Below are 13,943 nucleotides of genomic sequence, written 5' to 3' on the forward strand. Positions count from 1 at the left end.
TTTTAACAGTGCCGGCAAGCATTTTAGCGGTCACAACAGCCTCTGGCTTATTTCGCTCAACAACCTCGTTACCGATACTCCACATAAAAATTGATGGATGGTTACGGTCGCGCAGCACCATTGTTTCGAGATCAAGTTTCGACCATTTATCAAAATATACCGAATAATCGTGCTTGTTTTTACCGATTCTCCAACCATCAAAAGCCTCGTCAATAACCAATAAACCCAGCCTGTCACAAGCATCTAAAAAGGCTTCGGAAGGGGGATTATGAGAAGTTCTTACAGCGTTAAACCCGGCAGCTTTTAACAACTCCACCTTCCGTTCCTCGGCCCGGTCAAAAGCTGCAGCACCAAGGCAGCCATTATCATGATGTGCACACCCACCGCTTATCTTGATAGTTTTACCATTAAGCTGAAAACCGTGCTCGGCTGTAAACTTTAAGGAACGAATACCAAAGGTTGTCTTTGTTTCATCTACGAGCTCATTGCCTTTTAATACCTGGATCTGAGCCTGATATAAGTTGGGACTTTCCGGTGTCCATAGCAAGGGTTTTGATACTTTTATAGTTTGTGTGATCTCCTTTTCACTGTGGGCGGGTAATGTTAACCTTATCATATTATTCCCCGCATCTTTAAAACGCCCGTATAGCAACCGGGTATTTACGGCAATGCTTTGTGAAAAGGCCGTTTCGTTTTTTATCGTAGCCTTAACCTGTACAGAGGCCTGTTTTGAAGATACCTCAGGCGTGGTAACCGCAACTCCCCAATCGGCTACATGTAAAGGATTGGCAATATTCATCCATACATGGCGATAAATCCCCGAGCCACTGTACCACCTGCTGTTTATTTGTTGTGAATTATCTACACGAACAGCTATCACATTTTCTTTGCTAAAATCCAGGTAGGGTGACAGATCATACCTAAATGAAGAATAACCATAAGGGCGGGTTCCGAGTGATTTACCATTGATAAACACCTCGGAGTTCATATATACGCCTTCAAAATAAATGGAAACGTTTTTTCCCTTCCATTCAGGCGCGGCCTTAAACATTTTTCGGTACCAGGCCATGCCCGCCGGAAAATAACCGCCTGCACCACCCGTTGGATTTTTAGCGTTTATCTTTCCTTCAATGCTCCAATCATGCGGCAGATCGATACTACGCCAGCCTGTATCGCTAAAATCCCGTAACCGTGCCAGCGAATCATCGCCCAGCTTAAATTTCCAATTGTAATCAAACAGTTGTTTTCGTTTAATAACGCCCGGTATTTGAGCGAAACTTAACATGCTGCCGGTCCAAAGCAAAATGGCTATAATTATTGCTTTCATAAAAATGATATGCTTATTTAACTGCAATTCTTGTTTTCAAAATAATATTGCGGGATGAATTACCCAACTCAAGGATATACTCACCGGCTTCCGCATTCCATACATTTTTTGACTCATCGTAAAACGCCAGATCAGCAACTTTCACCTGCATTTCTATCGTTTTGGTTTCGCCGGGTTTTAAAAATATCTTTTCAAAAGCTTTAAGCTCTTTTTCAGGACGCAATACTGAACAAACCGGGTCGCTTACATATAACTGTACAACTTCGGCCCCGGATCTAACACCGGTATTTTTGATCGTAAACTTTGCATGGATTGTTTCGTCTTTTTTATAGCTTGATTTATCTGTGGAAAGTTTACTGATAGAAAAATCGGTATAGGAAAGACCATATCCAAAAGGGAATTGCGGCTCTATTTTCTTAGTATCATACCAACGATATCCAACCAATATACCTTCTTTATAGTCAGCCGTAAGGCCCTTACCGGGATAGGTATCCAGGTTAAATGCAGGTGAATCATGTAACGAAACCGGAAAGGTAAACGGCAGCTTGCCCGAAGGATTAATAACACCCTTTAATACATCCGCCAGTGCGTTACCGGCTTCAGACCCGTTAAACCATGACCAAACAATGGCGTGATTTGATTTTTTAATTTCGTTCAGATCATACGGTGCACCGGCCATAATGACAATAATAGTGTTAGGGTTAACGGCACTCACCGCATTAACGAGGGCTTGTTCGCCAAAAGGAAGCTCCAGGGTCTTGCGGTCATGGCCCTCGCTCTCATATTCACGGTTTGAGCCTACACACAAAATGGCAACATCGCTGGTTTTTGCAAGCGCTACGGCCTCATCAATCAGGTTCTGATCAGGTTTGTCGTAGCCACGGTTTTGTTCCTCAGTTTTACTTGCCATGTAATTTGCCTTGTAACCCTGCGCAAAACTGATACTGGCTGTTTTGCCGAACCTTGATCTTATGCCGGCTAACGCGGTAACTTCATGTTTAGCCTTTACACCTGCACCGTAACCTCCTAAAGCAAATGTGCGTACGGCATTATCGCCAATAACAGCAATGCTTTTGATTCCGCTTGTTTTTAAAGGCAATAAATGACTGTCGTTTTTTAGCAGAACGATAGATTCTGATGCAATTTCATACGCGGTTTTTGCATGTTCAGGCGTAGCTATAGATCCTTTTGGATGATTGGTACTCATGGAGGTATGGTACATGAGCCATAAAATCCGGCTTACTTTATCATCAATGGTTTTTACAGAAACCTGTCCCGCTTTAACAGCAGCCAACAAGGGTTTGGCAAAATACCACTGATCATACGGTCCGCTTGATCCCATTTCAATATCGAGGCCGTTGTTTGCGGCAGCAACCGTATGATGCGTACCGGCCCAGTCAGACATGACCACGCCTTTAAAGCCCCATTCATTTTTTAGTACTTTATTTAATAAAAAGTCATTCTCTGAACACCAGTAACCATTCAACTTATTATAGGCCGACATAATAGTGTAAGCATTACCCTGCTGTATGGCAGCTTTAAACGCCGGGAAATAAATTTCGCGCAAAGCCCTTTCGTCAACTAAGGTCTTTACACTATCACGGTTAAGTTCCTGGTTGTTGGCAGCAAAGTGTTTTATGCAGGCAGCCACATGTTGACTTTGAATCCCTTTTACAGATTGAATGGCCAGTTGGCTGTTTAGATACGGATCTTCGGAGTAATATTCATAGGTACGGCCACACAGAGGCATCCTGCAAATATTAAATGCAGGTGCAAGCATTACAATCTTTTTACGGGCATTCGCTTCCTCCCCTATCACCACCCCGTATTTGTTAGCCATCAAGGGGTTCCAGGTAGCTGCTATTGCCGAACCATTGGGTAAAAACGTGGCAGAATCGGTTGTCCAGTTAGCCGAAGCCCAATCAAAACGCTTTATTTCTTCACGCACACCTAAAGGCCCGTCATCGCACGTGAGTTCCGGAATACCTAAACGGGGTATTCCTGCCGAAGAAAATAGAGCATTGCCATGCAACATTGCTATTTTTTCTTCAAGTGTCATTTTCCTGATAACGCTACTGATCTTTGCTTTAAGGGCTGCCTCACTTTTACTTTGCGCCGAAACTTTACCGAACAAAAAAAGCGCTATAATACAGGCAATTGTATATTTCATAAATATTATTTCTTTGGAGTTACTTTTTGACATTACTTAGCTACTATCCCAATAGTTGATTGCTTTAATCCAGGTGAAGTTGCTTTTAAAACTATAGTTCCGGGTTGCCCTGTTGATTGTACAATAACCTGGGCGTACCCGCTAAACAGTTTTCGTTTATATGAAGCCGCAGGGTAAACCAGCTGGATCAGACCAGGATCTGTATTAACTCCCGCCCAAATATTTGCTTTAAGCAACGGTGTGGCCACAATAGCGATGGTGTTGTTACCTGGGTGCAGTAATGAGGCTTCAAGTTTAAATTCTATCTTCTCTGCATTCTCTTTGATTTCATGGCCTATCTCTTTACCGTTGATATAAATGCTTTGTACCTTGCCTATGTTTTTATTAAAAAATGTAGCGGTAGCGGCAGCTCCATCGGCAGGCACAGTGAAACCAGCCCTGTAAACTATCGCTTTCACCTTTCGGCCAAATTCATCGTCCCGGGTGTCTTTAAAAGCATTTTGCCAGTTGCTGTCATCATAGTCGGCCGCAACCTCTGCTTTTACATTTAAATCATCCACGAACTTTTCTTTAAAACTGCCTATATGAACAAGGTTGATCCGTTCTAAGTATTGATCCGGCTCCAGTGAGGTGGGATCTCCGTTACCAACACCTATAATTTTACCGGGCCCTTCAATTAAAAAGCCTATCTCACTATCGGCCGTTGGCACCCTCAGCTTATTTTTATCAGTAGTTTGAACAGTAATTAAAGCTATATCCTTGCTGTCGGCTTTGATGGCATCCCTATTAGTCTCTAAATTAATATTGACCGGCTCCAGGGTAGTTTTAACAACGTCGCTGCCTGCTTTTATACCTTTTTTATAACCTATTGCTTCAAGCGTTCCCGGCTCATATTTCACCTGCCATTCCAGGTGCCCGTTTAAATCCATAGTCTTTTTACCAAGGCTCTTTTTATTCAGAAAAAGCTCTACCTCGTCGCAATTACTATAAGCGCACACCCGTATTTCCTTACCTTCTTTGCCATGCCAATTCCAATGCGGCAACAGGTGTACAACGGTTTGATCAGTCCACCATGACTTTAAATAATAGTAATCGTCTTTAGGAAAACCACAGGCATCAAGCATCCCAAAATATGAGCCGACAGAAGGCCATCCGAAAGGTGTCGGCTCTCCTCTGTAATCAAAACCCGTCCAAATGAACATTCCCGCCAGGTACGGACGCGCGGCGTAGTATTTCCAGCCTTGTTCCAGGCTGTAGAAAAAATCATTTTGCTTTCTGTCATACGCTACAAGCTGCTGTTTGCTCATATCATCTTCATAAATTCCTCTTGATGCAACTGTAGACCCTTCTTCGGTACCCCAGCTAAACTGCTGAGGGTATTTTTCATGTTGCTCATCAGTGTTTTTTGTAGCAACATAATTATATCCCAGTACATCTATCACGGTTGATATTCCGGATCCAATCCCACCGCTTATGGCCGCGGTGATATAGCGCGTTGAATCAACCGACTTGGCAAAAGCCTGCATCGTAGCTGCTATTCGCGCGCCGGTAATATTACCTTCAATGCCCCATTCCTCGTTCCCTATCGACCAGCTGATAATGCTGGGGTGATTACGGTCGCGCCGGATCATCCTTTTCAAGTCATTTAGTTGAGTTGATGCCACACCCATTAAGCGGTTTTCGTCAATAACCAGCATACCCAACTTATCACACGCGTCCAGCAGTTCAGGCGTTGGCGGATTATGCGAACAGCGATAGGCATTACAGCCCATTCCCTTTAAGGCACGAATCCTGAACTCCTGTAAAGCATCAGGAATGGCGGCACCTACACCAGCATGGTCCTGGTGATTATTGGTGCCTTTTATTTTAACATGCTTTCCATTCAGAAAAAAGCCCTCGTTAGCGTCAAACCTGATACTGCGGATCCCAAAGGTTGTAGTATAGCCATCTGTAGCTGTTCCGCCTTCTTCAACAGTAGTCACCAGCTTGTAAAGGTTTGGACTTTCTATACTCCATAGCCTGGGATTACTAACGGGTAAAATATTTTTGATATCCTGCGATGCAAAAGGCTGCAAAGTAAGCCCGGTAGTTGTTTTTGTCGCGATGGTTTTTCCATTATCATCGATAATGGTTTGGGTTACACTAAAACTCCTTGATTCTTTATCGTCGTTGATGATGGCGGATATTGCAGTGATATCGGCATTGTTGTTGTTTTTTACCTGGGTTGTAACAAATGTTCCGTCAGAAACGATATGCAGTTGGTCTGTTTTATTAAGCCAAACATGGCGATAGATACCGGCACCTTCATAAAACCAGCCTTCTTCCATGGTTACATCGGCCCGTACAGCTATGAGGTTATTGCCACCATAGTTTAAGTATTCAGAAATATTATATTCAAAGCTGTTGTAACCATTGGGTTCGGTTCCCAGATAATGGCCGTTTACCCAAACTATGCTGTTTCGAAAAACGCCATCGAATGCAATAGATATCCGTTTACCAAGATCAGCAGCCGGGACAACAAACGTTTTGCGATACCAGCCCACACTGGCTTCAGGAAAGTTACGGCCAATTGCCTTTGATCCATGACTAAAACTACCTTTAGGACTAAAGGATTGCTCAACGGCCCAATCATGCGGCAGATTAATTTTACGCCAGCCCCTGTCATCAAATTCCGGTGATGCGGCGCCGTCTCCGTACCCCGTTTTGGCCAAATAAGAGAAGCCACCTGTACCATTGTAAAAATCTTTTGAGGGATCATAAGCATGGCCTAAAGCAAACCGCCAGTCACTATCCATAGATAAATGTTGACGCTTTGAAGCTGATGTTTCGGGAGATTGGGCTATAGTTTTCTCTGTAACAACAAAAGCTAAAATTAAAAAGTACAGAAAACAGATGGGTTTCATTTTTGTAAGTATGGATTTGGATGAGGTTATTAATATGAACATCAATGGTGAAAGCGCCAATAGGTAGTAAGTAGCGGATTTATTATCATTGAATAAGTTTTCAATTGGCACCTGCTACAAGGGCATTAATAGTACGCTGATCAAGTATCTTATTATTTCGCCTGTCTATGGCAACGCCTGTATCCCAGAAAAATGGCTTAAGTCCGTTTGCAATAGCCTCGCGGGTCGTAAATTTTATCCAGTAATCTACTGCATCATTGTGTGCCACTAAATCTTGGGGAGTACTTCGTCTGTAGGCTCCATATTCTCCCATCAAAACGGGAATACCTTTATCCACAAATTTTGTTTTCATAAGCTGAAATGCACTCTTAACCTCAGCTTCTTCTCCGTAGGTTGGGTTCCTTGAGATATCCGACAATGAGTGATGCCCGCTTCCCCAGTAATAAAACATACGCCCCCATGATTCATCTTTCTGCAAAAGGCAAAAATTGGAAGGAGAATAGTAATGTACCTCAACCATCAATCGGTCTGCAACCCGATCAGTTGGCAGGGAGTCCATCAACTTGTTTGTTTTGGGAATATCGGTACCGGGGCCTTGAACAATTAATACCCTGTAAGTATTTCGGCCCCCTGTTGCCCTTACTGCATTAACAAAAGTTTGATGGTATGAAAGTAATACAGCCATTTGGGTGGCATCATTTGTGTTGGGTTCATTAGCGCTTGCAAACATCAGGTGTTCATCAAAATCGCGCATAGTTGTAGCTATCTGCTCCCAAAACGCTTTTTGCCTGGCATTTACAGCGTCTTTTTTAGCCGGGATACAATTATTTTCAAGCCAGCCTCCATCCCAATGAATATTGAGTAAAACATACATATCATTTTTTACACAATATTGAACCACCTGCTTTACTCGATTTAACCAGGCATCCTGTATCTTAGCACTTTTTTTGTCGGCATATTGATCCCATGCACAAGGGATACGAATAGCATTAAACCCGCTCCGCTTTATAAATTTGATATAGTTTTCTGTGATCAAAGGGTTGCCCCAGCCAGTTTCCCCGCCGGGAGCTTCCATCGTGTTACCGATGTTCCAACCTAATTTTATAAGAGCTGCCTGCTGTACCGCTGTATTACCCATTCCTGTCATATCCGGCGATTTCGGTGATGTGTTATATGACGGATAGATAGTGCTGGCAACGGTTGTATCCACTACCGACTTTTTATAAACGCCGCGAGCAGCAGCTGCCACCGATAAAGCAATTAAAAAAACAGCAGGGGTACACAATAGTATACGTTTTAACATAGTATTAATTAAGCAGGTTACGATATAATTGGTTGTGATCAATACTGACTTTGAATTGCACTTTACAATTCAAAGTCGGCATTGATTTACGGGGCAAAGCTAAGGAATCCTTGTGCAATCGATTGTTTATAAATAGGGGCACAAATGTAAAGTCCGAACCATCAGACTCATTTACAGGACTTTAAACTATAGAATACTGATTTAAAACAGACCATAGCCTAAAACAACGGAAGGGAAATTTAACAAAAAGAGCAATCGGGTATCAAGTTAGGGTATGATCAACTCATTACAGGATTTCATAAACAGCTACTTATTTTTATTGCTGACATATGCCGACGGAAGGCAGTTAAATTCGGCCTTAAAGCATCGTACAAAATACTTCTGGCTTTTAAAGCCTACCTTATATGATATCTGTGATATGGTTAACTGTGAACTTTCAAGCAACTGAGCAGCACGCTTCAGGCGAATAGAGCGAATCAAGTCGACCGGTGACTTGCCGGTTAAAGCCAATGCCCTTTTATACAAAGTAACCCGGCTTACAAACAACTCGCTGCTTAGCTCCTCCACCGAGAAATCGGCGTTGTCGATATTTTTCTCAATCAATTGCACTGCCTTTTTGATAAACGCCTCATCAAATGATTCTGTCTCTATTTCTGTTGGCTTAACATCAAGTTGCTTTTGATAAGTTTTGCGCATATCTTCCTGCATAGCCAGTATATTCTTCAATTTAGACATCAGGATCTCGAAATTGAAAGGCTTGGTAAGATAATCGTTGGCGCCGGTCTCAAGCCCTTGTAATTGTTGCTCTTCGCCGGTAACAGCGGTAAGTAATACAACCGGTATATGCGATGTTCGTTTATCGTTACGTATTTTGCGGCATAGGTCGATGCCGTTCATCTCGGGCATGCTGATATCACTAACAACCAGATTAGGATGCAGGGCCAGGCTTTTTTGCCAACCCTCCCTGCCGTTGGCGGCCTCAATGATATTAAAAGTATCACTTAAATTATCCTTTAAATAAAAGCGAAAGTCTTCGTTATCTTCAACCAGTAAAACTGTAAGCTTTTTATTAGTATTACTACTTCCTGTTTGTAACCACGCCTGATCATCGGTCATGGATATATTGTTTTTTTTAACGGGCGCGTGCTCATTAACTATTAGATCAACAGGAAGCAATATGGTAAAGCAACTACCCCTCCCCGTTTCGCTCTCTACTGATATTTTACCATCATGCAGTTTTACAAATTCCTTTGTTATTGATAAACCGATACCACTCCCCTGGTTAACCATTGAGCCGGGTATTTCGTTCTGAAAAAAACGTTCAAAAATCTTGTCCTGCTTATCTAAAGGGATCCCGATGCCTGTATCGATAACCTTTATCTCCAGCAATGTTTTTTCAGATGCTTTTTCATTTATCGCCAATAAAACACTAACATTCCCATCGTCGGGCGTAAACTTAAATGCATTAGAAAGCAGATTAAAAAGGATCCGCTCTATTTTATCGTGATCAAAGTTGATCACCAGGCTTTGGATTTCCGAATCAAATACCAGCCTGATGTGCTTTTTCTCGGCAACATCCGAGAAGGAAAAAACCATTTCCTTAATAAAACTTATAATATCCCCGTTCCGCGTATGTAGCCTGAGTTCCTGTACCTCCATTTTTCTGAAATCAAGCAACTGGTTTACCATGTTTAATAAACGTTTGGCGTTACGGTTGATCAATTGCAGCTGGTACCTTTGCTCTTCTGCTTCAGTTTGCTTTAAGATCTTATCAACCGGGGCCATGATCAATGATAAGGGAGTTCTGAATTCATGGCTTACATTGGTAAAGAACTTAATTTTCATCATATCAAGTTCATGCATACGGCGGGCCTCCTGGCGCTCTTGCTCAATTAATAATTTAGCTTCCTGCTTCTCTTTTTCAATTTCAAACTGCCTTCTTATTTTTTGGATTCCCCGCCGGCGCATAAAGAACAGTACTCCAGCTAAAAGCATTATATAAATAAAATAGGCCATTGTCGATTTCCAGAACGGGGGCAATACCTTAATTTTTAACGTTATATAATCAGGGTCCCACCTTCCCTCCTGGCTAACTGCGCGCACCTTAAAGGTGTAATCGCCGCCATCAAGATTGGTGTATGTAGCTTTTCGTATTGCATTATCCGCGTCAAGCCAATCCTTATCAAAACCTTCCATCATGTATTGATGCTTTACCTTATTGGGATTAAAAAAGTTCAATGCGGCAAATTCAATTGTAAATACATTTTCGCTGTGGGTCAGTGTCAGATTACGCGTTGCAGAAATAGCCTTTGTTAATACAACATGTCCATTGACCTCCTCATTGGCTGCAACGCTTTTGTTAAACAGCAAAAAGTCCGTAAAAATCAATCTCAGTTTATATATATTGGCATGTATGGCTAAAGGGTCGAAAATGTTAACACCATGTCCTCCTCCAAATATCAATTCGCCTTTGCTGGTTTTGAGAGCAGCACGTGTGTTAAACTCTTTGCCTTGTAGGCCATCCGTTTCATCAAAGTTTTCAAATCTGAATGCATAAGGTGCTTGCTTTTGAATAAAAGTTATCCTGCTTAATCCATTGGCTGTACTTACCCATATTGTCCCCCGGTTATCCTCCAGTACATCCATTATGGTATTGTCCGGCAATCCACTTTGCCCTGTTAACGACCTGATAAATCCGGTTTCGGGGTTAACAATGCTCAGCCCTTCGCGCGTTGCTATCCAGATGAGGCCGCGGCTGTCCTGTGTAATACAATTTACACTGTTGCTGATCAAACTGTTTGTGCCCTTCTTATCAGCGCTGTAATGAACGAACCCGCCCTTATTTTTCAATATTACATCAATGCCAAAGTATCCTCCAACCCAGATATTACCCTTCCTGTCCTCAAAGAGTGTGGCTACGTAAGGCGACCTTATATCTGTTTGCTTAAAAGGAGCAGAAAATATCTTTTTCTCTCTGTCAAATATTTGAAGTCCGCCTGCAAATGTTCCTATCCATAACGTGTTGGACGAATCTTCAAGAATGCTCCATACCCGATTATCAGCAATACTGCCGGCTACCTTATCATCGTGTTTATAATGAATAAATTTTTTTCCATCAAAACAATCCAGCCCTCCGAAATATGTTCCAATCCATAATTTCTGATCATGGTCGATACATAAGCTAACAATGATATCATTGCTAAGGCTGTTTGGATTTCCCTGCTCATTTTTATACTGCTTAAAGCTGCCTGTTTTACGGTTAAAGTAAATTAGCCCCCCTCCGTTTGTACCAATCCACAGATTGCCATTTTTATCTTCAACAAACTTGTTAGCGTCTTCAAAACTTAAACTTTCGCGATCTGAGGCAAAATGCCTGTATAGTGGGAACCGGATAATATTTTTGTGATAATAACTTACCCCTTCTTTAAAGGTGCTTGCCCACATAATACCTGAATCATCTTTATAAAGGGTTACGCTGTTTTGACTTAGCGATTTGGCATCATCTTCCCGGTTAAGTAAATAGGTTATGGTGAAGCTTTTTTTATCTAATACGTTTATACCACCATGATCAGTGCCTATCCATATCAGGCCATCATCGGCCTGGATAATATTGCTAATGATATTGGATTTTAACTTTGCGCCGGCCGATTCGTCGGTAATATGCCGGAATACTCCCGAGGACGGGCTATAGTAATATGCGCCGGAATTAAAATTAGAAGAATATAACCATAGACCATTATCTCTGTCCACGGTAATTGAATAATTTCCATCCTTATTACTGACAGCTTTACTAAAAATATCGGTGCGATAGGCGATTCTATTTTGGTTGATGTCTAATCTTTCAACCACGCCGTCGCGATATGCCAACCATATACTACCTGTTGCATCCTGTGCTATATCGGCAATAAGATTTGAATGTAATGAAGCACCAGAGCGCTGATGATAATACCGCCTGGTTGTTTTGCTTAACTCATTATACCTGTAAAGGCCGGAATCAGGGCAAACAAACCAAAACTCGCCTTTGCCGCTGCGGATTATCTTAGATACAAAAGGATACCCCGGAAGCTTTAAAGAACCGGTCATCAGCGATATATCACTATCAAACTGCTCGGTTTCAGGATCGTAAAAGCAATATCCGTTCCGCGTTGACACCCATAATTTTTTACCCGGCCCCTCAAAAATACCGGTTACAAAATCATCATTGAGGGACTTTTTATTATAAACATCATGTTTGAATATTTTAAAAGTATAGCCATCATAACGGTTAAGGCCCGCTGCCGTACCGAACCACATAAAACCTTCAGAATCTTTAAATACAGAGTTAACCTGATTGTTAGACAAACCATTGCTTCTGTTCAACTGCGAAAATTGGTATTTGCCATTTTGGGCAAATACAGCATGAACAAACAATAGCAGGATAATAACGCTTAAGGATATTTTATATCTCATAGCTGGAAAATAGGGGTATTAATAACATTCAATCAATAGATTAGGCTATCTGCAACAAATGCAAAATTTCCGGATATGGCTTTCGTAAATATCGAATTTTGAATGTATAAATCCACCTCTACGCATATGATAAATCATAGAAAAAAATAATATAGTCAAAGGGACTGCCTCAATTAAGGCAGTCCCTTTTTGTTTAATAATAGTTTACATATTAATACCCCGGATTTTGAACAAGCTCCGGCGCGTTTCTGTCTATCTCCGGTTGAGGGATAGGCCAGAAATCATAATTATCAGCATATTTTGTTTTTACCGATGGGAATAAAGGATTTTGAACAAAGCCATTGAGTTTCTGTGTTGCTATACCCCATCTTCTCAGGTCAAAGTAGCGGATCCCCTCCATGGCAAACTCCACACGACGCTCATGGCGAACTTTTTCCCTGAATTGCGCCTGCGACAAACCAGCAGGCAACGCCGGCATATTAACACGCGCCCTTACAAGGTTTATCGCATTGTAAGCACTTGCATCAGGTCCTGTTGCTTCATTTTGAGCTTCCGCATACATCAGCAAAACATCAGCGTAACGAAGTAAAACAAAATCATTATCGCCTTTTGTTCCGTAATCAGGGTCAACCAATGTAGGGTCAAGCCATTTTTTAACAGGGTAATACCCCACAATCCATGAATCTTTCCCCGGGGTACCTACTGCATAAGATCCTGTAAATGGCCAGCCCTGGGCTTTTGTATCACCAGGAAAAAACAGGGTCATACGCATCCGCGGGTCCCTGTTATCATAGGGTTTCCCCTTTACATAAACGGCAGAGCTGGTGGTGTCTTTGCCATCTGCCGCTTCATATTCATTAACCAGGTCCTGCGTGCCCAGTTCGCCTTTCCAGCGCAGCAAAGAAACACTGATGCCATTATCCTGATGAGACAGGTTCGGCAACTGGTATTTCACCGAAAACATGATCTCCGGGCTGTTGTTTTGAGCCGGTTTATAGAAGTTGCCCGGGTAAGAAGTATTCAAAGAAAACTTTGCGCCCGTTATAATTTGGTTGGCGAGGGCAGCTGCCTCTGTATACTTCTTCTCAAACAGCAAAGCCCTTACTTTATAGCCCTGCGCGGTGCCTTTAACTGCGTGCCCGCTGCCGTATGCAACATCAGGCAAACCGGCTATTGCCAGGTCCAGATCGGCCTCAACCAACTTTAAAACATCAGCCCTGGTGGATTTGGCCATATGTTTTGTATAATCAAGGGTATATGGGTCTGCTGTGGTGATGATAACATTGCCATATAATACGGCAAGCCAATAATAATTAAAGGCCCGGAGAAAATACCCTTCGGCTTTGTACTGTTTTAATTTATCACCGGTAAGAACCTTATCTACATTAGCCAGGAAATAATTAATGGAAGCTATCGCCCTGTAATTATTAACATAGTAAGATGATTGATAAAGATTATAGGTATCAAAAACCCCGGCCGACAGTCCTGAAGAAAGCGCGCTTGTTCCGCCGCCATAATTATATTGCCCGTAAGAGTTATCACTGAAATTATCCCAGGCCACAACCTGGTACTGCGAAGTAGAATAACTCCCGCCCTGAGCGTATAAAAAGTTGTAACACCCTGTTAAAGCAAGGTCCGCATCGCTTTCAGATTTCCAGAAATTCTGTGTAGATAATTTATCAGGCGGATTAAGGTTCAATGAACTTTTTTTGCAGGATGCCAGCATGACTGATAGCATGATCAGCATGAGTATATACTTATTGTAAAGATTCATAATTGTATTCTTTAATT

6 protein-coding genes are annotated in these 13,943 nt (G+C 42.0%); all 6 read right to left on the bottom strand.

Going from position 1 to position 13,943, the window contains the following annotated elements; genetic code table 11:
- On the bottom strand, positions 1 to 1,327 hold a 1,327-nt coding region (locus tag VF500_RS20870; RefSeq protein WP_330861531.1), incomplete at its 3' end, for a sugar-binding domain-containing protein.
- 13 nt (positions 1,328 to 1,340) lie between these two features.
- On the bottom strand, positions 1,341 to 3,497 hold the full coding sequence (locus VF500_RS20875; protein ID WP_330861532.1) for a glycoside hydrolase family 3 C-terminal domain-containing protein: 2,157 nt from the start codon (positions 3,495 to 3,497) through the stop codon (positions 1,341 to 1,343).
- Positions 3,498 to 3,529: 32 nt separating this feature from the next.
- Positions 3,530 to 6,400 (bottom strand): beta-galactosidase GalA, encoded by a 2,871-nt coding sequence (galA, locus tag VF500_RS20880; RefSeq protein WP_330861533.1) that lies wholly within the window; start codon positions 6,398 to 6,400, stop codon positions 3,530 to 3,532.
- Positions 6,401 to 6,500: 100 nt separating this feature from the next.
- Positions 6,501 to 7,703 carry a glycoside hydrolase family 5 protein gene (locus VF500_RS20885; protein WP_330861534.1) on the bottom strand — a complete coding sequence of 401 codons (1,203 nt, stop codon included), beginning with the start codon at positions 7,701 to 7,703 and terminating at the stop codon, positions 6,501 to 6,503.
- 306 nt (positions 7,704 to 8,009) lie between these two features.
- Positions 8,010 to 12,152, bottom strand: coding sequence for a hybrid sensor histidine kinase/response regulator transcription factor (locus VF500_RS20890; protein WP_330861535.1), 4,143 nt, complete (start codon positions 12,150 to 12,152; stop codon positions 8,010 to 8,012).
- Positions 12,153 to 12,363: 211 nt separating this feature from the next.
- Entirely contained in the window at positions 12,364 to 13,926 is a 1,563-nt protein-coding gene (locus VF500_RS20895; RefSeq protein ID WP_330861536.1) for a RagB/SusD family nutrient uptake outer membrane protein, read from the bottom strand.
- Positions 13,927 to 13,943: the final 17 nt, after the last annotated feature.

The sequence above is a fragment of the Mucilaginibacter sp. genome (genome assembly GCF_036383575.1).
Classification (GTDB): Bacteria; Bacteroidota; Bacteroidia; order Sphingobacteriales; family Sphingobacteriaceae; genus Mucilaginibacter.

Coding starts and splice junctions, on each gene's coding strand:
- VF500_RS20875 (WP_330861532.1), bottom strand. CDS start 3,497: ATGAAATATACAATTGCCTGTATTATAGCGCTTTTTTTGTTCGGTAAA.
- galA (WP_330861533.1), bottom strand. CDS start 6,400: ATGAAACCCATCTGTTTTCTGTACTTTTTAATTTTAGCTTTTGTTGTT.
- VF500_RS20885 (WP_330861534.1), bottom strand. CDS start 7,703: ATGTTAAAACGTATACTATTGTGTACCCCTGCTGTTTTTTTAATTGCT.
- VF500_RS20890 (WP_330861535.1), bottom strand. CDS start 12,152: ATGAGATATAAAATATCCTTAAGCGTTATTATCCTGCTATTGTTTGTT.
- VF500_RS20895 (WP_330861536.1), bottom strand. CDS start 13,926: ATGAATCTTTACAATAAGTATATACTCATGCTGATCATGCTATCAGTC.